The organism is Carboxylicivirga taeanensis, from assembly GCF_051851475.1.
GTDB lineage: Bacteria > Bacteroidota > Bacteroidia > Bacteroidales > Marinilabiliaceae > Carboxylicivirga > Carboxylicivirga taeanensis.
Map to the genome: position 1 here is coordinate 23195 of NZ_JBPUSJ010000001.1, position 21154 is coordinate 44348.

Genomic DNA, 21154 nt, shown 5'->3' on the forward strand with positions numbered 1-21154 from the left:
AGCTTGAAAAAGATTTTATCTTCATCGTCCTGTTAAAACAAAATAGACCATGACGTTTAAAATCACCCCGTTTAATAATCTACAACTAAAAGAATTATACAACATACTACAGTTAAGAGCAGAAATATTCGTTGTGGAACAAAATTGTGTTTACAACGACATAGATGGGCTCGACCAAGCGGCGTATCACCTGATGGCGCTTGATAAGGATAATGTAGTTGGATATGTCAGAATACTGCCTCCAGGCACCCGGTTTCAGGAAGCTTCCATCGGACGATTGGTGGTCGATAAAGATTTTCGATTTAAAGGACTAGCCCGTCAACTGATGAATAAAGCGGCTGAATGGCTTTATACTCAATGGGAAGCACCCTGCATCCAAATCAGTGCCCAAAAGTACCTGAAAGGATTTTACCTAAGCCTTGGTTACCAAATTATTTCGGATGAGTACCTCGAAGATGGTATCCCTCACCTGAAAATGGAACTAAAAAGAGTCAATTCGATTGACTAATTGCCTTACTTCATCCTCCCAACTTATTGAAATTAATCCAACTTTAAGATAAATACTAACATAGTCTATGAAAGATCAAAAAGCGATTCTACATAAATGTCTGCGTAATGACTGGCCCGCTTTTGTAATTGCCGGCACCGATATTTGTGCAGTGGAAGCAATGGAAGCCTATCTCCAAATTGCCAAAACAAAGGGGTGTAGTCAGGAATTTTTGGATGACATGCAGCTTGTGATTGATGAGATGCGGCAATTCCAAGAGGAAGAGCCCGAACACATTAAAATACCCGATTAATACAGACTCCACAATTATAAAATTATCGATACCTTTACATGAGAGCATTTTAACCCAAAAACGATTCAAAGCAAATAAGTAAAAGCCAGCCTCTTCCAACCATGAAGAACCTAACACCAAGCACATGAAAAAACGCATCATCATAAAGCCCTGGCTAATTGTTGGAATGCTACTGGTTGTGCCCACTTCATTATTTACGGCCATAGAGCTGGTAAAGCTTAACGATCAGGAGGAGGTCATCGAATCAATTTATAACGACCAGCTTGAGTCGGTTTTATATTCGATCAACCAATATGCCGATGACATAACCAATAACTGGATAAACAAAATTTATAAAGAGCTAAACCCAGCTGAATTTCATTCCACGTTTGAAAAACCTCTGGACGATTATCCCCAACTAACCCGCTTTATTGTTCACCCTATCGACAGTAGTTCACTGCACCTGGATGATTTTTTCATCGCTAATGATACTTTACAAACAGAAATAATTAGTCGCTTAAAAAAACACACCAAGGTGATTAATCAATTGCAGCGTTACCTGAAAAGCGGCTATCGTAAAATAATTGGCATTGATTTAGATTATCAGCAACACCTATCAATGCTGGTTTTTGTAACAGAAGAACAAAACCGGACGTTTCTAAATCTGCTGATGCTCGATGCCAGACGCTTTATTGGGGAGGCACTATCTCCACGTTTGCAAATGGTAGCCGGTGATGATCTTATAATCGTAGTTCGCCACATCCAAAGCGGTGAACTTATCACCAGCAGCTTACTCAATGAAGCACCGGAAGAAGTGGTACGCGAGCAGGCACTTTGGCTGCTGCCCGACTACAAACTGGGAATTCAGCCCAATGGAATTGATATCAGACAATTATCAAAGAAACGAGCCCGCCAAAACATTGGTTTACTCATTCTGGTCGATATTCTTTTAATTGCCGGAGCCTGGTTGTTTTACCGGAATGTGAAGCGCGAATTGCATCTGGCCAAAGTGAAATCTGATTTCGTATCTAACGTTTCCCATGAGATACGCACACCACTGGCATTAATTAGCATGTATGCCGAAACTCTGCAATTAGGCCGCTTAAAAGATGACAGTAAACGACAGAAGTACTACGACATCATCTACCGCGAAACTCAGCGTCTCTCAGGCATTGTTAATAACATCCTGAACTTCTCGCGCATCGAAAGCGGGCGTCAGCAATTAAAATTTGCCCCACTTGTGTTAAATGAAATTGTTGAAGAGGTAATGAGTAATTACAATTACCATTTTAAAGAAACCGGCTTCACAGTCACTTACCACCTAAGCCCGGAACTCAAATCTATTTCAGGAGATAAACAAGCCATTACTGAATGCCTGATTAACCTGGTAGACAACGGTATGAAATACAGCAAAGATGTGAAAGAATTAACCATCTCAACGGGCAAAAAAGGCCCTTATCAGTTTATTGAGGTATGTGACAAAGGGATAGGTATTTCGCCCAAAGAGCAGAAGCTTGTATTTGACAAATTTTATCGGGTAACCAAAGGCACACTGGCTCATCACGCAAAAGGCTCAGGACTGGGGCTCAGCATTGTTATGCACCTGGTGAAGGGACATAATGGACGCATTGAACTGGAAAGTGAGGAGCAGGTTGGCAGTTGTTTTAAAATTTTATTCCCAACTAATACCCCCAAACAGCCATGACGAAACGAATATTAGTTATTGAAGACGAAGTAGATATGCAAGCCGGCATCAAAGACAACCTTGAATTCGAAGGCTATGAAGTTGAAACAGCATCTGATGGAAAAGAAGGCCTGCAAAAAATATTAGGCAACAACTTCGACCTGGTTCTGCTGGATGTGATGCTTCCCCACATCAGTGGTTTTGATGTGTGTAAAAAGGTAAGGCATGAGAACAATTCAACGCCCATCATTTTTCTAACTGCTAAAGGGGAAGAAATTGATAAAGTGATCGGATTGGAATCGGGCGGCGACGACTACCTGACCAAGCCCTTCAGTCTGCGCGAATTGCTGGCACGGGTGAAAGCAGTGCTGCGCCGAACAGATAAGCACAATACACCGGCCTCTGCTCAATTAGTTGATATTGGTAAACTATCGGTTGATTTTACGACCTATACCGCACTGGTTGAAGGCCAGCCCGTGAAGATGACCAGTAAAGAGTTTGAAATACTCCATTACCTGCTGAAACACAGGAACGCCACCATAAGCCGCGACAGCCTCCTCGATAATGTTTGGGGATACGACTTTCAGCCAACAGCACGTACCATCGATAATTTTATTCTCAAATTAAGACAGAAGATAGAAGACAATCCCAACGATCCTCAAATTATTATTACCGTTCATGGCATGGGATACCGCTTAGTGCACAGTTATTAGCAGGAAGCAAATCCACCCTCGCAAAATAAACACACGCTGATTTACAAGATGTTAACCACGTAAACGAGCATCAATGACATTTTGATGACAATTAATGACAACAGATGATATTGTTTTGACGATGCGGTGTTAACCTCCCTCTAAATTTGCTTTTGTAATTCAATTAATAACCCAAAAACAAAGAGTTATGAAAGCAAGATTATTTTCCACCGTATTAGTACTTATGATTGGACTAAGTACAACAGCATTGGCAGCTACCCCAGAAGAAATTGCCTTTAAAAAATGTTGCAAACAATTAAACAAGGAACTTAAGAGAAGTTTAAGGGATATAAACCTGGAACACCTTAAACTGGATAACAGTGAAGATTTGACGGTTAAGTTCAAAGTTGACACAAACAACAAGCTGATTTTTCACAAAGTTACTGGTGATGATGAACGCCTAATGCAAATGGTTGAAGAGAGGCTGCAGGAAATAGACATATACGCAATCAATTCATCCTTGCAAGGCAAAATGCTAAAGTTTCCAATTAATTTTCAGTACCTCAAGTACTAATATTGCATTGACAAAACAATTTTAATCATTTTTGGAATACCTGCGATAATATGTACTTTTAATCGTTGATTATACTTATGATAGCCAAAACACTGAAATACGTTGCCCTCTTTCTTTTCCTGTTGTCAGGAACGGTCACTCTTAACTCCCAAATACTTCAGGAAGAACAATCCCTTGAAGGCTTTTGGAAGTTCTCCATCGGCGATGACCCCGAATGGAAAAACTCTACTTATGACGATTCTGACTGGCCTAGCCTTCGGGTGCCCGGTAAGTGGGAGTCGCAAGGGTTTGAAGGATACAATGGCTATGCGTGGTATCGCAAAATGATAAGGATAGATATTATCCCCGATCACGACCTGATACTCCGGCTAGGCATAATAGATGACATTGATGAAGTATACATAAACGGCCGCTTTGTTGGTCGTTCTGGCAGTTTTCCTCCCAATACACAAACAGCATATAGTGAACAGCGCTTTTATACCATTCCTAAAAGCTATTGGCAAAAAGGCACTAATGTGATTGCGGTGCGGGTATACGACTATTACAGTGATGGCGGATTTTTGAGCGGACCGGTATCGCTTAACACCAACGTGTCAGACAAGCTCCTGTCGGTGAACCTGTCTGGCCAATGGAAATTTACTACCCACAACCAGTCTGATGCTGAACAAAGTGCCTTCGACGACTCAGCCTGGAGTGACATAAAAGTTCCATCATTTTGGGAAAGTGCCGGTTGGCCTGATTACGATGGCATTGCCTGGTACCGAAAAACATTTAAGTTACCCGCTCATCTGGCAAAAGAAGAACTAATTTTAGTGCTGGGGCGGATAGATGATGAAGATAAAACCTATCTGAATGGTACGCGCATTGGTGGCGTCTCACCCGGTAACCTCCGCTCATCGTTGGCCAGAGGTCTATCCGGTTCATACCAGTCGTATAGCACTTTGCGGGCCTACCAAATACCTCCGGCCCTGCTGAATACAAACGGTTTTAACACCATAGCCGTTCGGGTGCGTGATACCGGTATTGATGGGGGGATTTACGATGGTCCCATTGGCATTATGACCAAAAAACAATTTGATGCCTATAAACAATTGGTGGGTAAAGAACCCGACTGGCTGGATACATTCTGGGAATGGCTCAACAACTAACACCTATGAACAAAACACTGCTACATATTATCCTATACACAGCTATTTCCATGATGGCCTGGCAGGGAAATGCCCAAGAGCTTCGAGATTACATCTCGCTTAACGGCAAATGGTATTTTTCAATTGGTGACGATAGCAACTGGGCACAAGACCATTATAACCACGATAGCTGGGAACAGATAAGGGTACCATCATTATGGGAACATCAGGGCTTTAATGGCTACGATGGCTTTGCCTGGTACCGGCGTGAAGTAGACATCCCCATTAAAGCACAAAAATTAAGCCTCTGGCTGGATTTGGGCTTCATCGATGATGCTGATGAAGTATTCCTAAATGGGGAGCTCATTAACAAATCGGGGCAATTTCCTCCGGCATTTAAAACCGCTTACAACGCCCACCGCCTCTATAAATTACCTAATCAACTAATTCGTTATGGACGAGCCAATGTAATAGCAGTGCGTGTTTACGATGCCTACAACGAAGGAGGGATCATTTCTGGAAACATTGGCATAAAAGCCGAAATTCATCCGCTTATCCCGGATATTTCTCTGGAAGGCAAATGGCGCTTTAAAACTGGTGACGAAAGCTATTACAAAGCCATAGAATACAACGACCGCAATTGGGAGCAGATTAGTGTGCCACGTTCCTGGGAAGAACAAGGCTACGACGGTTACAATGGCATGGCCTGGTACCGCAAAACCATTACGATACCTGAACACCTGCAGGAAGAAGCCTTAGTGCTGCTACTCGGTAAAATTGATGATGTGGATGAAACCTATATCAATGGTATCTTAATTGGCCAAACCGGGGAGATTAGTGACCATTTCTTTTTTCCCTACAACGAGGCTTGGAAAGCGCTGAGAGGCTACATAATTCCTCGCAGATTGTACCAATCAACCCGCACACTTTCCATTGCCATTCGTGTGCAAGATCGCACGCAAACAGGTGGCATTTACGAAGGTCCGGTCGGTATCATTACCATGGATAAGTACATCGATTATTGGAACGAAAAACGTAATAAGTAGCCACTATAGATGCAAAAAAGCGCCACGGAAAACCGCAGCGCTTTAAAATTCAGGTTGAATTCAGATATTGAGTTAATTAATCATCATCCCCTTCTTCATCCTCTTCATCAATGTCAAAAGAGTTTTCAATGGTGTTTTCAAACTGCTCCAGTATATCTTTATTCCGATCTTTTGAAATTAAGATTGTATTATCTTCCTCAAGCACAGCCTGCGTAAAATCAATGCCTTTTACAAAGCTGATCAAATTACCAAGGTTCAAGTCGATGAATAAACGTGCGTCGGCGCCGTCTAACGAAAATCCGTTCGTATATTCCAGCTCCAGCTCTAACTCTTCATCACTGATAATGCTGAATTCTGTACCATTATAAGTTCCTTTTACAACAATGGTATTTCCCAGCATGCCAACCGGCTCATCCATATCATATGGCTCAAAGTCAAACTCTATTTCTTCATAAACCGCATTTGGTACATTGGCAGTTGCTAAATCAATACCTGTTTCTGCATTACTAGATAACAGATCAATCAAGAATGGTCCTTCCAGCTCAATATCGCTGTAAATTGAATCACCACCTGGTATCAGATCTTCCATTTCATCACTCACATCGAACTCAATTTCTCCCAGGCTGATCATAAATTCGGTCATCTCAACTGGTTCAGCAACTGGCTCACCACCTGTTTTTAAACCCGTTTGCGAAGCCTTAAGCGCTACTTTTACTTTGCTTGTATCAGTATTATTGTCATCATCACTACAGCCACTAAAAATTGCTAATCCAAGGGCTAATACGAATAGGTTTTTGAATAATTTCATTTTTCAGAATATTTATTAGTAAATAATATCGTTTGTCTAATAGCATGACGAGCCCTCGACCAGAAACGTTGGAATGGATGAGTCATTTTTTTAATATTTATCGGCAAAAACAATACATCCACCAACTGTAAAGCCTTTTAGGAAGAACATTTTTTTCTAACTGAAGGCATCGTGCCATCAGTAGTTGCTTAAAAATTGGCGATCAATTATGTATTGAAGGAAGAAGGGCAGCAATGCACCAATTGCATCAAAAGAGGTAATGCTGGTCGCACTTATTATTTACTCAGAACACCCAGGTAGTGATCAATGCCCACTTTGGATTTCCAGCGGTAGGCCAATCCTATCCGAAACTCTAGCGATGCATTGTGTGTTCGGTTGAAATTTTCCGGAACATTGGCATCTCCTTTATACACATTAGGCAGGCCGTATTTAATACTTATTCCGGTTGAAACTTTAATTGGGCCTTTTGAGCGTAACTCAAACTCCTGACCCAGAAGCACACCATAATCCAAAGCGGCGTACTTCGATGTGATATCCAGCGATTCATTTCTAACCATCTCGGTGGCCGAGTTCATATGGCCCACATAGACTCCGGCCACATTGCGGCGAATAAGCTTATCATTCAGATAACTTTTCTTGGCATTTTGCTTGACCAACAACTCGCTTGCCATGTAGTTCAACTGCATTTCTTTTGAGACATACTCCCCATAACTATAGAAGTTGGAGCTTTGCTTGGCCGAGGATTTAAGAAAAATATTTGTCTCTAGAATATACCGCTGGTTGAGGGCATACTGCACATTGATACCCAAATCTGGTTGAAAAGAAAGCTTAGAGCTATTCATCCCCGAGGAAGAAAAACCTTCGAGTGTTTCCTGATTGAGCAAATACGTATTTTTAACTGCCGTTATTAACCCGGTAGTCCACTTACTGTCTTTCCGGTCGAAGGGTAGTTCTTCGCTAGAGGTATTTCTATTGGCTGGAGACGCAAAAGCAGCAATCCAGTAGGTATTATTAATTTCAGGTTCATAGATTTTAACAGCCTCTTCCAGATCTACACCTCCGGGCACATCAATAAAGGCGTCTTTAGCTTTGAGCATTGCGAATGTTTCGGGCAAAGCGAGAGAACCTGATAGCTGAATCGGGATATTAGCGAGATCACTGCTTTCTTTACTAGAAATTAAAACATTTTTCTCTGCTGCATCAAGCTCTTCTCGCTGAGATGTTGTTGTGCGATCATTTTTTGTATTAAAGGTTGATAATGCACTACCTGCAGATTTGGGTTGATTAACGTTTGCGCCGCCAGCGGCTGGCAAACGGTTGGATTCACCAGTCATCGTTTCTTCATTGGTAGATGCGCCATGCCTTTGCTCTATATACTGATGCTTTTTGGCCATCAATGGTTGCGTGAGGCGATCTGTAAATAAATACAGTGTTGCACTCAGGGCAAGCAGAAATAAAATAACTGCAGCGGCAACCCGGTATCTGAACATGGCGAAAAGCGGGCGTTGCTTCTTTTCGTCAAGCTCGGTATTTATCTTCCCCCAAACCTCATCAATATCCAGCTCATTTTCAATTTGACTCCATACCTCATCAACAATATCCTGCTCTGATTTGGTCAGGTCAAGCTGATTTGGTTCGTTATCCAGAGCTGCTGTAATATTATTCCATACGTCATCCGGAGCTTCAAAAGCATTTCGCTCAAGCAATTCTCGATACTTTCTATGGAATTCAAATTTCTGCATTACATTAAACAACACCAGTTAACTGTTCATTTAATAGCTTACGTGCTCTGTTCAACTGAGATTTCGAGGTTCCTTCACTGATATCCAGCTTCTCGGCAATCTCCTTATGACTATAGCCCTCAATGGCATACAGGTTAAATACGATGCGGGCACCGTCGGGCAATTTTTCAACTTCCTTCAATAAATCCTGACAAACCAGGGGATCTGAAAACTCATGAGCCAACTCAGTATTTTCGCCTAAATCATCAATGCGCAGGGTAGTGTTTTGCTGTCTTTTCCGATAGGCATCAATTGCTGTATTAGTGATAATCCTTCTGATCCATGCTTTTAAAGCTCCCTTTCCATTGTATGCTTCAATGTTTCTAAACACCTTAAGAAAAGCATTTTGCAAAATATCTTTGGCGGCTTCCCTATCTGGCTCATAGGCCAGACAAATACGTAGCATTTCACCGGCATATTTACGATACAGTTGCTCCTGCGCTTTGCGCTCCCGCTTTATGCAACCTTTCAGCAACAGCTCATCGTTTATATCTAACGTCACTTCCAAAGTTTACTTAATAAGAGCTTTTACTGAACTTTCAAGGCGAACCAGTACCATTTCATACAGTTCTTCATTCATATCTGATGAAATCTCAATATAGCCTGCCTCATCATCATCGTTCAACTCTGCATTCTCCCACGATTCCAGCGATATAGGCCGCATGGCATAATAGGGATCAATGACCAATTGAATTTCATAACTATCTGTGGCTAACAGAGTAATATCCTGATACCCAGTCTCTGCAATAGTCTTAATCAATAATTCCTCTTCGTCTTCGATAATCACCTTTACCGGCACGGAGGTGCCATCCTGCTTGTTCAACAGTCCACTGATAACAATCCCTCCTTCGATATCACTCTCTTCTTCTACATCAGCATCATCCTCAGCCTCACTCATATCTCCTAAGATGAAACGCCATTCCATATGTGTATAAACCCCTTGAGGAATATCAAATTCTTTAATTGCTCCTACCGTGTTTCCCGTGCAATATACCGGACCGATTGACTTATCGGGTTCGGTTGCAAAGTGAACATCACCTCCCGTCTGCCGATGCCCATCAAATACAATTTGCTCGAAATACACACCTGCCGATTCAAAACTTATTTGGGGTAAGTCTCCAGAAGCCATCGTTACAACCAATTGGGCTACCACAGGTTCTGTAAAGGCTTTTTTTTGACATGAACTGACAAGTAATATGAGCGCGAATACTGAGTTAAGTGTTATGAAAAACCTTCCCATCTTATATAATCTATTCATCTTTATGACGAAACATCATGGTTAATAGTTGGAACTAAAATCCCTTTTTTTGAAAAAAAGTGGAGAGCCAAAATAAGGATATTCTGCTTCAGTGCAAGTCCTCACTATTAATTGATTTAGTACTTTCTCTGGATGCGTTGTTATTATTTCTTCAACCTTTTGTCGTATTTCGAATTGTTTGTATATTTAAAAGTACCTTTAAAACAATCATTATGAATGCATTTCTAAAAAACTTCGGAATTATCCTTATCCTTCTGGGAGTGGCTGTTTTGGCCTTTTACATGATGAATACGCCAGCCAGTAACACCCCATTAGTATTTGCAGCAGTATTATTAGTTGGTGGGCTGATTGTTCATATCGGCATGAATAGAATTATTGATTAACAGTCTGTCTTCAGTCTTTTCCAGATGATAATTAAAAGCCTGCAGCTGCTTTGTGATGATACTCAAAGCAGCTGTAGTTGCTTTAAGAGCTGCGTGTCCCGAAATGCAGTGTGAGACACTGGCAGATATTCTGCTTACAGCTTAACCAAGGCCCCTTCTCTCCAAACAGGAATCGTATTGCAGACGTCGTTTGTAAAACAATACTCTAAATCTTCGGAATAGCCCTTATTCTTCAATACATTATAGTGGTAACCACATGCAGCAAATTGTGCCACATTATTTTTGTGACTTTCAAACAACGCTTTTACCGATAAGGCAAAATCACAGCAGTTAACCGGAACGCCAGCTTGTTCAAGTCGATAAATAATTTGTCCGGCACACAAGGCATCCTCCAATGTGTAGAGACCATTGTTACCGGAACAAACAAGTACAAGCTCTTGCTTTTCGGATACTAACTCGCAAATAGCCTTACTATTAATGAACGAAGCCACCAAAAGCTCCTCAGCACCCATTGAGTTTCGTAAGGCCAAGGTCCCGTTCGTAGTGGTAATAACCAGTGTTTTTCCATCCACCACCTCCTTAGTGTAAGACAGTGGTGAGTTGCCAAAATCAAACCCAGGTATTATTTCAGCCTGCCGCTCACCTCCCAGAATAATACTCCCCTTTTGTTCTTCTTTAATTTTAAAACCTGCTTTGGGATCTAAAACAGGAATGACTGCTGTGGCTCCATTTTTTAGCGCCGTTACCATTACCGTTGTAGCTCTTAAAACGTCAATCACAACGGCTGTTTTACCTTTTACCGCACTTAAATTTGCTTGCTGGGCAGTTGCTATTACTTCAATATTCATCACATTTAATTTTAAACTCCAAAACGCTTTTTATACAGCATCCTGAAACGCAATAATAAAAAAACACCGGCACAGGCCAGTCCGGCCAAATACCCAATCCAAATACCAATGGGCCCGGCGCTAAACACAAATGCCGTGAGGTAACCAACCGGTAAAGATATTAGCCAATAAGCCACACCGGCACCAATCACTGGCATAAGTACATCTTCTAAACCTCTCAATATCCCCAAAGCAACCACCTGAACACCATCAAAAACCTGAAACAAGCCTGCAACCAGCATCAGTCCGGCAGCCAATTCAATCACCTCAGGGTTATCAATAAACAGCGAAGGCAACCAATAGCGAAGCGTTACAAATAAGATACCCATCAACCCCATAAACAATAACACCAGGTGGACCGATGCAAATGCGCTATGTTTGACATCCAAATAATTCTTTTCCCCTCTGAAAATGCTCACCTTAATAGTGGTTGCTGAGGCCAGTCCCGATGACATCATATAGGTTAAGCTGGCCAAACTTAATACAATCTGATGTGCAGCCAAACTAACGGCATTAATCCACCCCATCATGATGCTCCCCAGGCTAAATGCGAACACTTCAATGACGGACTGAAGCCCAATCGGAAGTCCTAATTTGCAGATACGCACAAAAGCCGACTTAGAAAACCTCGTAAGATGAATGCCCCGGTAGTTATTAAATAAGCTAATATGGTAGGACATCCAAACAAAAGCCACGGCCATCATTATGCGCGAAACTAAAGTGCCGATTCCTGCACCTATAACGCCTAAAGCCGGAGAGCCCATGTGTCCGTAGATGAATATATAGTTCAGCCCAACATTTAACAGGTTGCCGGCAACGGTAATATACATAGCTATGCGCGTATTACTAAGTCCCTCCGCAAACTGTTTGTAACTATTAAAAACCTGTAATGGAATAATGGATGCTACTAATAGCAAATAGTATGGAATAGCTTCTTCAACCACACCGGCCTCTTGTCCCATAAACGGCATTCCAAGCACTATGGCGCCTGCCACAAACGACAACAAGATGCCAATGATAATATTAGCAAATATCCCTTGTTGAAACCAGTAGGCACACTCTTCTTTATCTTTTGCGCCAAAGGCTTTACCAACTAAAGGAGTAATTGCATAGGATATACCAATACCCAGAACAAGAACATTTATGAAGATGCTATTGGCAAATGAAGCAGCTGCCAGTGGAATAGTCCCTACCTGCCCAACCATGACTGTATCGGCCAGGTTTACCAACATCTGACCAGCTTGCGCTAATACAACAGGAGTAGCCAGCTTAACATTTGGCCAATAATGAGCTGAGTAACAATTTTTCATTGGAGCTGTTTTATATCAGCTCACAAAAGTAGATAAAACTCTAGTATACAAAACCCGAACCTAAAATTTATCCCTGATGGTGCCTCCACATTTCATAGAAGCGCCCCTGTTTGTCTGCCATTAATTCTTTCACAGTGCCTGACTGAATGACCATTCCCTTTTTAAAAACAAATACTTCATCGGCAATATTGATAACAGACATCCGATGTGCCACCATTATAATTGTTTTCCCCTCTTGCTTAAGCTGCAGAATAAGGTTTTTAACGATGGTTTCTGAACGATCGTCGAGAAAAGATGTGGCTTCATCGAAAATATAGACCTGTGGGTTCAGATAAAGCATGCGAGCAATGGCCAGGCGTTGCCGCTGACCACCTGAAAGTTGAATTGCATTTTCTCCCAGCCAGGTATAAAGTCCTTCGGGTAGTTGCTCGACAGTTTCTTGGAGCCCGAGCTGAGCAATTATTTGAGTGATTCGTTTCAAATCAGGCTCTACGTCACCAAGTGCTATATTTTCAATCACATTACCTGCAAACAACTCAATATACTGTGGCACTACACCTACCACCTTTCTTAAATCATTACGATTAACATGCTCAATATCATAGCCTCCAATGGTTATTTGTCCTTTAGTGACAGGATATAATCCTTGTATTAAGGCACCAATCGTTGATTTTCCGCAACCACTATCACCCAGCAGAACTGATATATTATTTGCTTTGACGTGAAAATTAAAATCTTCAAACAACTCTTGCTCCAGAGTATATGAGAAATGCACCTTACTAAAAAGAATATCGCCAACATCCTCATGCTTAAAGGGCATCGCCGGTTTATCTTCTGCTTCTTGCTTTAATTCCAAAAGTTCGAAAAGACGATCCATTGCAATTAAAGCCCCATGAACATTCCGATTAATGGCCGCTAAACGAGCTACTGGACCGGTAAAATACGCAGATATAGCGAAAAAAGACATTAACTCACCAGAAGACAATTCTGTTTGAATAACCAAAATTGCCCCTGACCATAAAATTAACAGGGTAAGCAAACGGTTCACAAACTGCATGCCTGAAGTTGAAAAAATATCTAGCTTACCCGAATGATAGACCTTCTGGAGCAGGTTAACCAAGCGATTATCAACCCTGTTGGCAAAATGTTCATCCGCTCCCATCTGCTTAATTGTTTTAATAGCCCTTAAGGATTCGACCAGCTGAATTTCCAGTTCAGCGGTATCCTCCATCTTGGCTCTTTCAAACTGCCGGTTAAACGCATTCGTTACAAAAAACAGGAGCAGGTAAATTGGAATAACAGCATAAGCTAAGAGAGCCAGCTTGATACTAAATGCCATCATCACCAAAAATGCAATTATAACTATCAGACTATCAACCACTGTTTCAACAGCTATCTGATTAATAAAATTGCGAATTTTCACTGCATCATTAACCCTCGAAATAAGTTCGCCGATGCGCATACTGTCGAAAAACTTTTGAGGTAATTTTAACAGATGCCTGAAATAACCCGAAATAAGGCTGGTGTCGATATTTTGACTAACCCGCAGCACAAACCACGACTGCAGCACACCTATCAGCAACTGCGCACCAAAGATGAGCAACATAATAACCCCTAAGAGATGCAGTAGATTCTCGTTGTGACCCACTAAAACAAAATCGGTAAGCTTTTGAATGTAAAAGGCAGTAGATAATCCTAGTAAAGAAAAAGCTAAAGCTCCAAAACCCGATTGGACAAATATAGAACGGTGAGGCCTAATCACATTCCATAAGCGCTTGTAGTTGGATTTTGTATGATCTCCTCGTGAAAAAGTAGCAGAAGGAATAAGCAGAATCGCTACTCCTGTCCACCGGTTGGCAAAGGACGCTAATGCTACCTTTTGCATCCTGCCAAGTGCCGGATCCATAATTTGTATTTTGGATTTACCAACTTTATAAACAACAACAAAATGATGAGTTCCCGATGGCATTTGAAAGTGTGCAATGGCGGGTAATGGCAAATCTTGCAATTCTGATAGTTGGACTTGAACACCTTTGGCATCAAAACCTAAGGACTCAGCCGCCTTTATTAATCCATAAGCACTGGTACCGCCCTTACCGGTTCCCGCCGTTCGACGAATATCCCAAAGGGGTAACTTAAGTTTATAATAACGGGATACTGATGCCAGGCATGCGGCACCGCAATCTGTTGTATCATATTGCTGAACAGATAACTTCATTTAGCATTCGCATTTAGTGCAGTTGTTTTATTTGTAAGCACCTTGGGGTTTAACCAATCGTCAATATTATCAAATAACAATTGAAACAGTGAGCGCTGAGTAATTACAAATCGTCCGGTTAAACTCATTCCTTTTTTTAAAGTCCCTCTCACCCCATTCTTCATTTCTAGATAATTATTTGATAAGCGGCACCGAATCCGATAAACATACTGTCCATTAATTAACATCGCATCGTCAGCAACTTCTGCGACCTCGGCCCTTAGGAGTCCCCATTGGTTATAGTCATAGGTTTCAATTTGCAGCTGAACGGGCATGCCAAGGTGTATAAAGCCGATATCGCCCGGCGAAATATAACACTCTGCAATTAGCTCTTCGTTGGGAGACAAAAAAGCAATACGTTGGTTTTCGTTCAAAATATGTCCCGAAGTAATTCCAATAAAATCAATAATACTTCCATCAAATGGAGCAGTAATCACATATTGGTTTTGTTGCTGCTTCAAACTTTCTATTCGACCTTCCAGGTTATGAATGGCCAAAATATAATTGCGCCGCTCAGTTTCCCAACGTGACATTGTTGAGGTTTGAAAGACAGAAAGTCGGTTTCTTGCCTCATCTAACATAAATGAATCTTGTTGAAAAACGGTTTGAGGGACAACCCCATCACGATAAAGTTGAGCAGTGCGCTTAAAATCAATAGAGAGTTTTTTAACCCTGCCTTCATACGCATTATATGAACTGATGTAATCGTCTCTTTCTTTCCGGTACAAAGCAGTCTCAAGCACTGATGAAAAGGTATTTTCCAATAATTTTTTCAAGTCGTCAATATACCGATGCTGTAATGCAATTTGCTTACGGTTCGAAGTAATTTCATTATTTATCCCACTCTGATGCAATACAATAAGGGTGTCACCTCGGTGGACCTTTGAATTTTCTTTAAGCGCGCTTTTGACAACTCTTGCAGTTAACGGAGCGGATAGCGCAACCATTTTATTAGCAGAGGTAATCGTTCCATGGCTTTGAACGGACACATCCACCTCAATAAATGGCAATGATGCAAACCCAATAAAAAGGATTAACAAAAGTACCCAATATAAGGTATACCCACGATAAAACATGGACGAATAGTAGCTGAATTTAGCTTTATGCTGCTGCAAATAGGGTGTTTCAGAAGGCATAGTTATAACTGCTATTTATCGAAAATAGCAATTTAATTCATAAAAGAAGCATCAGGTAATCTGCTATTGAAATTATGCATCGGTTACTTGGCAATTCTCACTTTATCAAAAACAATCCAGCGCACACCATCTTTGAAATAGCCTTCCTCTTCATACTGAAAACTATTTATCTCTTTTGAGAAAAATATGGCAGCACCAAGTCGAGACATCATTTCAATATGGAAATAAAGCATGCGTACAGACATGCGCAAACGATTGGCCAACTCAATTGGTGAGCCAGTCGCTTGTCCTCTGATTTCACAATCAATCAAGGCAATGGTTCTATGTACTTCATGCTGCGCCAAATCGGTCTCTCCTTAATAACAAAATAGAGGAAAAGAAGGTGAGGGGTACTAGGTGAGATAATGTGAGAATCGGGAATCTATAAGGGAAACCGCCCCACCTTCTTTGTTCCTGCATACAGTCTGCGTTCAGACTCTAACTAATCGGGATAGTCTTAAATATTGTTCCTTGCGTTTGAAAGTTATAAGAGCTCTCAGCACACTATATTTTTATTTTGTTGCTATCAGTTTTCTCTTCATTACCAATTAGACTTTCACCACCAATAACCTTTTTTAAAAAAGCGGCATCTTTTGCTATAAACTTTTTATATTGCTCCTGTTTTTTGTTGTTGACCATAGATCTCATGACACTAATGTTTTAATGGTTTCTATAGGTTAATTGCAGAAACAGGAAACCGTAACACCTTTTTCAGAACTTTTTTTAAAACTTTTTTTAAAAAATGACAAAAAAATACGTCATAGCATTGATAATCTGCCTATTATGCACACTTAAAAAAAGTTACACCCAAGATTATAATAGTTACATAATGTACTTTATGGAGCATTATTCGACTGAAAATTATTCCGAGGCAGCTGAAATTGGGGCACAAATTCTTCTTTCAGACCCCATGCATCACAAAAAAGATGAACGTATCCGCCTGTTATATAAAACAATCCGCTCCTATGCCTACGCACAAGAATATAGTAAGGCCTATAAGTTTATTTCAACAATTGAAACCTCAACGGAGGAGCCTCTTTTTAAGAAATACATCCAACTCTATAAAGGGATTGTGGCCCTTGCCGTTAACAAAAACCAACAATCTAAAGAAATATTAACCCGATTATTAACAACAGAAAATACTGTTTTCCTGGTCGACTCTGTAAAAGCTAAAATCTACCACAACCTTTCAATCATTTGCGGCTACGAAGAACAACACACTTTAAAGCTTGACTACCTCAGTAAATCATTTGAGCTTGAAAAAAAAACGCTTTTAAGCAAAGCTAACTATGAGAATTATAACCTATCGGTAGAGGTTTTTACATCTACACTATATAACAACTACAGACAGTACGAAAAGGCCTACCACGTCTTTCAGGAAGCCCTGGCACTGCCTTTTAATCAGGAAATAAATAACCATAACCATGCGCTATACCAAAACTATATTGATTTGAGCCTAAAAATGGGCATGGAGGAAAAGGTTGCCAATAACATTAAAAAACTACGCAGTTTTTACACCGATAAACCACAATATTACCAGAATGAGTATGCTAATTTGCTCGATGCCCTTGCGGGCTACTATTTTGAGCAAAATAACTATACCAACGCCATCCTATTTGCCAACAAAGCCCTTTCCATCACTTCAATCAATCAAAGGACAAAATACATACGCAATTCTGCTAACCATATTCTTGCCGGAACCTACTATGATTTGCAGCAATTGAATCAGATGAAGTTTTACCTTAGGCAGAACATTAAAGAAATTAAACAAGTAGATGCTCGATTGCTTGCCGAAGCCTTTCTTTTTGCCGGGCAATACCATGCGAAAATTTTTGAGGATGATGCAGCCTATGCCTACATCGACTCGGCTAAAACTGTTTATTACCGGAAGCTACGGCTACCTCTCAACAGGCAGTTTGAGAACACGCTTGCCCTCGCCTATTTCGATCTGGAACAGTATAACCAATGCCTTTTTCACCTCGAAAATGTAGAAAACTTACTAAATAGCAACCGCTACTATACTAAGTACCTGTATTGGGACAATGCCTACGAAAAAGCGCTCTGCCATAATAACCTGAAACATTATAAAGAAGCCTACCACATACTGAAGGATGTTGTATCTGAAATGCTAAGTAAATACCCCCACCTGCAAGATAAATTATCAAGTATTCAGGATAGCCGGTTTGCAACACTTTACCGTCAAATCAATATTGCTTTAGCCAATAACCTATATCACCAATATGAAGTAAATAAGAACGTCAATCATCTGAAAGAAGCCCTGGTATGTATTGAGGTGGCTGGAAGAGGTCTTGAGCAATTAAGAAGCAAGCAGAATTATGACAGAGATCGCCTGGTAACTGGTGAGTTATACTATGATTTCACGCTTCAGAGTACCAAAGTGGCAATGGCCTTGTATAAGGCTACGGAAGAAGAGAAATATTTGCATCTGGCATTCTCCTTTATTCAAAAAGGAAAAGCTTATGCCCTGCTTCAAGGAGTAAATGAAAAAGAATATAAACTTAATTCCGGCATACCCACCGAACTGCTTAATGCAGTAAATAAAGCTAAAAAGCAATACGATGTCTATCTTAAACGCTACAATGATGCCCTTTTCTCGAACCAAACAGATAGCAGCCTGATATCTCATCTTACAAGCAGGATGAGTGCAACAATGGGTAAAATCGATAGCCTCAATCTAACTATAAAACACAAATTTCCAGCCTATAAAGAACAAAAAGCCCGGATGCCGTACCTGGATATTCATGAATTACAAATGCGCCTTGGCAGAGAACAAGTTATAATTGACTACTACCAAACCGAAACTGAGCTATTTAGATTTACAATTAGTAAAACCAGCTACAGGTCTGATATAATAAAGTTGGAACAAACTTTTGATGAGGCCATTGAGCTGGTTATAGCTGAAGCATCAACACCATTTTATGGCCAACACTCAGTGGCATATATTCAAAAATTTGCCTCGGCCGCCTACTCTCTTTATAACATCCTTCTTGGGGATATTCATGATATCACTAAGGGGAAAGAGTTAATTATCGTGCCGCATTCTAAACTTTCGTACTTACCGTTTGAGATCCTACTTACTCAAAATTACTCGGGGGCGAAGCCGCGATTTAAAGAATTCCCCTGGTTAATTAAAAAACACACGGTGAGCTATGCCTACAATACGGCCTTATTGAACTACCACTCTTCAGAACCGGTAGCCTTCGATAGGATATTGGCATTCGCCCCTAAATACAGTGGAAAAGGGAATTATGAAGGAAGTACTCTTGAGTCTGTAGCCTCGCTAGATACTATTTTACCCCCGCTTGATGGAGCCGAAAAAGAGATATTATCAATCGAACAAAACTTCCGAACAAAGGTATTCAAAGGAAAAAATGCTACCAGAACTAACTTTATTGGAGCTATGCAGAGCAATGATATTCTGCACTTAGCAATGCACTCGATTAATGATGAAATACACCCATTTAACTCTCAAATTGTTTTTAACTCACAAAACAATGAAGCAGGAAGTTTTACTGCAGCAGAAATATATAACTATAGCATCAAATCGCCGCTCACCGTATTAAGTTCGTGCAGCACAGGAAGCGGACAAAGAGTAAACGGGGAAGGTCTTTTGAGTCTGGCAAGGGCTTTCACATTTGCAGGTGTACAGTCACAAGTGATGACACTATGGCCCGTGCATGATGCAAGTGGGGCTGAAATTACCAAAGGCTTTTATAACGAACTAAGTAACGGTATCCATAAGAATAAAGCCCTCCAGGCAAGTAAACTACATTACCTTAAAAATGCAGATGGCGTCCACTCACACCCCTACTATTGGGCCAATTATGTATTATCAGGCAATACAGATCCGATACAACAAAAAATGCCAAAAGGTGTATTTATTTACCTTTTGGCATTCGCAATGCTATCAGTGATTATTTTATTCATTTACGACAAAAAGCACACACGCTAAAAGTCTACTTTTTTCAACAAGGAACGCGCATCATCCGAATACTTACTTCCAACGTTCTTTATTTCTGTAAGTATTAATTCGGCCTGCTGATACTCCTCCAGTTTAAGGTAACATAAAGCCAAATACCATTTTACCTGCTCATCGTAGAATATAGAAATCTTACTGGTTGCCTCGAGTTGCTGCTTTGCGTCCGCTATATTACCCAGCTCCAAATAGCACAAGCCAGTAAAGAACCCAGCCAATTCCTCATTCTCACTTTTTAATTCAGTAAATGACACAATAGCGGCATCAATATCACCCGCATGATACTGCTCAAAGGCGGCATTAAAACTCCCCGGTTGATCGTTGCCCCTAACAGTCATATCTGTACCATAGGGAGCATAGTACTCAATAAATGCCTGACTACCGCTATACTTTGAGCCACTAAGCAGGCCTAAATAACTCCCCAAGCCAATAACGACAATGACAGAGGCAGCAGCCAACCAATAATTAAGTCTAAAGCTCCTTTTATGTTCTTGGTCACCGGCAATGAACTCATCACCTATCGCTTTTAGTTGTTTTCTGAAATCATCATTATCTTGCTCATGGTGGGCAAGCGTGTAAAGAATTTCTTGCTGGAGCTTCATATCTTCTTTCAGCTCTTCATTATTGGCCATGGCAGCTTTTAACTCTTCGTGTTGTAACGGATCCAGTTCATTCGTAAAAAACTGCAGTATTTTCTTATTATAATCCATACTTCAACTCCTTATATTCTGGATCTGCTTTAATCATCTCCAGCAACTTTTTGTTACACATCGATTTTCTATTCTTGGTATAAGCCACCGAACTAAAAGCCAATTCTGTGGTAATGTGTTCATTCGTAAAGCCAATAGCAACAAGCCTTAGAACATCCTGACAAACCTTTTGAATCTTATTATAATACTTCAGGTATAATTTTCGCCTCTTTTCAAAAAGCTCCTTCTCGTGAATTTCGCTTTCAAGCTCAGGAATCTCATCATGAAGTATTTGGTAAACAGGCTTCACTCGTTGTTTACGCAACTCATATTGCCACAGGTTTTTACACACCGCAACAAAATAGGTTGAAAATTTAGATACCAAAATTGGTTTTTCTTTCTTGGTATAAATGGCGATAAAAGCATCCTGCATAATCTGCATCGCATCCTCCTTAGTTCCATTATTCGCCAAGACAAGACTACTCACTTGCCCCCACACAAGTTGCATAATATACTTTATCAGTTTACTATCTCGTGAATAAACTGCATCCAACAACTCATTATCTGAATATTTTCTTCTTAGCATCGTCCTCGTTTTCGGGCACTAAAATAGTGATTTTAATTGAATTAATGATTTTTAGTCAACGCCCATTCAACAACACAATCTTCAACAATTCTGATATTTACTCTTACACTCGACATAAATT

General features: G+C 40.6%; 21 protein-coding genes. 9 read left to right on the forward strand and 12 right to left on the reverse strand.

Annotated features, from left to right (window positions below):
* The first annotated feature begins 49 nt into the window (after window positions 1-49).
* The 7 genes from ACSX1H_RS00115 (at window position 50) to ACSX1H_RS00145 (ending at window position 5902) form a co-directional block, all read left to right on the forward strand.
* The gene (locus tag ACSX1H_RS00115; RefSeq protein WP_439181489.1) at window positions 50-508 is read left to right on the forward strand and encodes a GNAT family N-acetyltransferase; all 459 of its coding nucleotides are present in this window, start codon (window positions 50-52) and stop codon (window positions 506-508) included.
* 67 nt (window positions 509-575) lie between these two features.
* Window positions 576-800 (forward strand): hypothetical protein, encoded by a 225-nt coding sequence (locus ACSX1H_RS00120; RefSeq protein WP_439181490.1) that lies wholly within the window; start codon window positions 576-578, stop codon window positions 798-800.
* A gap of 124 nt (window positions 801-924) precedes the next feature.
* Window positions 925-2484, forward strand: coding sequence for a sensor histidine kinase (locus tag ACSX1H_RS00125; RefSeq protein WP_439181491.1), 1560 nt, complete (start codon window positions 925-927; stop codon window positions 2482-2484).
* The gene (locus ACSX1H_RS00130) at window positions 2481-3176 is read left to right on the forward strand and encodes a response regulator transcription factor (protein WP_439181492.1); all 696 of its coding nucleotides are present in this window, start codon (window positions 2481-2483) and stop codon (window positions 3174-3176) included. The genes ACSX1H_RS00125 and ACSX1H_RS00130 overlap by 4 nt, the downstream gene beginning before the upstream one ends.
* Window positions 3177-3363: 187 nt before the next feature.
* On the forward strand, window positions 3364-3729 hold the full coding sequence (locus tag ACSX1H_RS00135) for a hypothetical protein (RefSeq protein ID WP_439181493.1): 366 nt from the start codon (window positions 3364-3366) through the stop codon (window positions 3727-3729).
* A 77-nt stretch (window positions 3730-3806) separates the two neighbouring features.
* Window positions 3807-4877 (forward strand): beta galactosidase jelly roll domain-containing protein, encoded by a 1071-nt coding sequence (locus ACSX1H_RS00140; protein ID WP_439181494.1) that lies wholly within the window; start codon window positions 3807-3809, stop codon window positions 4875-4877.
* A 5-nt stretch (window positions 4878-4882) separates the two neighbouring features.
* Entirely contained in the window at window positions 4883-5902 is a 1020-nt protein-coding gene (locus tag ACSX1H_RS00145; protein ID WP_439181495.1) for a glycoside hydrolase, read from the forward strand.
* A 76-nt stretch (window positions 5903-5978) separates the two neighbouring features.
* Here the strand turns inward: ACSX1H_RS00145 and ACSX1H_RS00150 are convergent, their stop codons facing one another.
* The 4 genes from ACSX1H_RS00150 to ACSX1H_RS00165 all read right to left on the reverse strand — a co-directional run bounded on the left by ACSX1H_RS00150 (window position 5979) and on the right by ACSX1H_RS00165 (window position 9749).
* A complete protein-coding gene (locus tag ACSX1H_RS00150; protein ID WP_439181496.1) occupies window positions 5979-6710 on the reverse strand; it encodes a hypothetical protein in 732 nt (243 codons plus the stop codon).
* A 275-nt stretch (window positions 6711-6985) separates the two neighbouring features.
* Entirely contained in the window at window positions 6986-8452 is a 1467-nt protein-coding gene (locus ACSX1H_RS00155; protein WP_439181497.1) for a hypothetical protein, read from the reverse strand.
* Window positions 8453-8456: 4 nt separating this feature from the next.
* Complete coding sequence (locus tag ACSX1H_RS00160; protein WP_439181498.1) at window positions 8457-8993, reverse strand: RNA polymerase sigma factor; 537 nt, start codon at window positions 8991-8993, stop codon at window positions 8457-8459.
* A 9-nt stretch (window positions 8994-9002) separates the two neighbouring features.
* Window positions 9003-9749, reverse strand: a complete 747-nt coding sequence (locus ACSX1H_RS00165; protein ID WP_439181499.1) for a hypothetical protein — start codon at window positions 9747-9749, stop codon at window positions 9003-9005.
* Window positions 9750-9961: 212 nt separating this feature from the next.
* Here ACSX1H_RS00165 and ACSX1H_RS00170 point away from each other — a divergent pair, with 212 nt between their 5' ends.
* The gene (locus ACSX1H_RS00170) at window positions 9962-10132 is read left to right on the forward strand and encodes a hypothetical protein (protein ID WP_439181500.1); all 171 of its coding nucleotides are present in this window, start codon (window positions 9962-9964) and stop codon (window positions 10130-10132) included.
* A 134-nt stretch (window positions 10133-10266) separates the two neighbouring features.
* On the opposite strand, the gene ACSX1H_RS00175 is transcribed toward ACSX1H_RS00170, so the two are convergent.
* The 6 genes from ACSX1H_RS00175 to ACSX1H_RS00200 form a co-directional block, all read right to left on the reverse strand.
* Entirely contained in the window at window positions 10267-10980 is a 714-nt protein-coding gene (locus tag ACSX1H_RS00175) for a 2-phosphosulfolactate phosphatase (protein WP_439181501.1), read from the reverse strand.
* Between the two features lie 11 nt (window positions 10981-10991).
* The gene (locus ACSX1H_RS00180; RefSeq protein WP_439181502.1) at window positions 10992-12329 is read right to left on the reverse strand and encodes an MATE family efflux transporter; all 1338 of its coding nucleotides are present in this window, start codon (window positions 12327-12329) and stop codon (window positions 10992-10994) included.
* Window positions 12330-12396: 67 nt separating this feature from the next.
* The gene (locus ACSX1H_RS00185; protein ID WP_439181503.1) at window positions 12397-14547 is read right to left on the reverse strand and encodes a peptidase domain-containing ABC transporter; all 2151 of its coding nucleotides are present in this window, start codon (window positions 14545-14547) and stop codon (window positions 12397-12399) included.
* Window positions 14544-15722, reverse strand: a complete 1179-nt coding sequence (locus ACSX1H_RS00190; RefSeq protein ID WP_439181504.1) for an HlyD family secretion protein — start codon at window positions 15720-15722, stop codon at window positions 14544-14546. The genes ACSX1H_RS00185 and ACSX1H_RS00190 overlap by 4 nt, the downstream gene beginning before the upstream one ends.
* 83 nt (window positions 15723-15805) lie before the next feature.
* Complete coding sequence (locus tag ACSX1H_RS00195) at window positions 15806-16066, reverse strand: hypothetical protein (RefSeq protein WP_439181505.1); 261 nt, start codon at window positions 16064-16066, stop codon at window positions 15806-15808.
* Between the two features lie 199 nt (window positions 16067-16265).
* Window positions 16266-16409: a hypothetical protein gene (locus ACSX1H_RS00200; protein ID WP_439181506.1), complete on the reverse strand. Its 144-nt coding sequence runs from the start codon at window positions 16407-16409 to the stop codon at window positions 16266-16268.
* Between the two features lie 181 nt (window positions 16410-16590).
* Here ACSX1H_RS00200 and ACSX1H_RS00205 point away from each other — a divergent pair, with 181 nt between their 5' ends.
* Entirely contained in the window at window positions 16591-19734 is a 3144-nt protein-coding gene (locus ACSX1H_RS00205; protein ID WP_439181507.1) for a CHAT domain-containing protein, read from the forward strand.
* Here the strand turns inward: ACSX1H_RS00205 and ACSX1H_RS00210 are convergent.
* Window positions 19731-20468 carry a tetratricopeptide repeat protein gene (locus tag ACSX1H_RS00210; RefSeq protein WP_439181508.1) on the reverse strand — a complete coding sequence of 246 codons (738 nt, stop codon included), beginning with the start codon at window positions 20466-20468 and terminating at the stop codon, window positions 19731-19733. The genes ACSX1H_RS00205 and ACSX1H_RS00210 overlap by 4 nt on opposite strands.
* A complete protein-coding gene (locus ACSX1H_RS00215; RefSeq protein ID WP_439181509.1) occupies window positions 20458-21033 on the reverse strand; it encodes an RNA polymerase sigma factor in 576 nt (191 codons plus the stop codon). Before ACSX1H_RS00215 ends, ACSX1H_RS00210 begins: the two co-directional genes overlap by 11 nt.
* Between the last annotated feature and the right edge of the window lie 121 nt (window positions 21034-21154).

Bases quoted from the DNA above. Each gene is read 5' to 3' on its own strand.
- ACSX1H_RS00215 (WP_439181509.1), bottom strand. From the start codon at position 21,033: ATGCTAAGAAGAAAATATTCAGATAATGAGTTGTTGGATGCAGTTTAT.
- ACSX1H_RS00120 (WP_439181490.1), top strand. From the start codon at position 576: ATGAAAGATCAAAAAGCGATTCTACATAAATGTCTGCGTAATGACTGG.
- ACSX1H_RS00125 (WP_439181491.1), top strand. From the start codon at position 925: ATGAAAAAACGCATCATCATAAAGCCCTGGCTAATTGTTGGAATGCTA.
- ACSX1H_RS00140 (WP_439181494.1), top strand. From the start codon at position 3,807: ATGATAGCCAAAACACTGAAATACGTTGCCCTCTTTCTTTTCCTGTTG.
- ACSX1H_RS00155 (WP_439181497.1), bottom strand. From the start codon at position 8,452: ATGCAGAAATTTGAATTCCATAGAAAGTATCGAGAATTGCTTGAGCGA.
- ACSX1H_RS00165 (WP_439181499.1), bottom strand. From the start codon at position 9,749: ATGAATAGATTATATAAGATGGGAAGGTTTTTCATAACACTTAACTCA.
- ACSX1H_RS00210 (WP_439181508.1), bottom strand. From the start codon at position 20,468: ATGGATTATAATAAGAAAATACTGCAGTTTTTTACGAATGAACTGGAT.
- ACSX1H_RS00145 (WP_439181495.1), top strand. From the start codon at position 4,883: ATGAACAAAACACTGCTACATATTATCCTATACACAGCTATTTCCATG.
- ACSX1H_RS00200 (WP_439181506.1), bottom strand. From the start codon at position 16,409: ATGAGATCTATGGTCAACAACAAAAAACAGGAGCAATATAAAAAGTTT.
- ACSX1H_RS00130 (WP_439181492.1), top strand. From the start codon at position 2,481: ATGACGAAACGAATATTAGTTATTGAAGACGAAGTAGATATGCAAGCC.
- ACSX1H_RS00190 (WP_439181504.1), bottom strand. From the start codon at position 15,722: ATGCCTTCTGAAACACCCTATTTGCAGCAGCATAAAGCTAAATTCAGC.
- ACSX1H_RS00115 (WP_439181489.1), top strand. From the start codon at position 50: ATGACGTTTAAAATCACCCCGTTTAATAATCTACAACTAAAAGAATTA.
- ACSX1H_RS00185 (WP_439181503.1), bottom strand. From the start codon at position 14,547: ATGAAGTTATCTGTTCAGCAATATGATACAACAGATTGCGGTGCCGCA.
- ACSX1H_RS00175 (WP_439181501.1), bottom strand. From the start codon at position 10,980: ATGAATATTGAAGTAATAGCAACTGCCCAGCAAGCAAATTTAAGTGCG.
- ACSX1H_RS00135 (WP_439181493.1), top strand. From the start codon at position 3,364: ATGAAAGCAAGATTATTTTCCACCGTATTAGTACTTATGATTGGACTA.
- ACSX1H_RS00150 (WP_439181496.1), bottom strand. From the start codon at position 6,710: ATGAAATTATTCAAAAACCTATTCGTATTAGCCCTTGGATTAGCAATT.
- ACSX1H_RS00205 (WP_439181507.1), top strand. From the start codon at position 16,591: ATGTACTTTATGGAGCATTATTCGACTGAAAATTATTCCGAGGCAGCT.
- ACSX1H_RS00170 (WP_439181500.1), top strand. From the start codon at position 9,962: ATGAATGCATTTCTAAAAAACTTCGGAATTATCCTTATCCTTCTGGGA.
- ACSX1H_RS00180 (WP_439181502.1), bottom strand. From the start codon at position 12,329: ATGAAAAATTGTTACTCAGCTCATTATTGGCCAAATGTTAAGCTGGCT.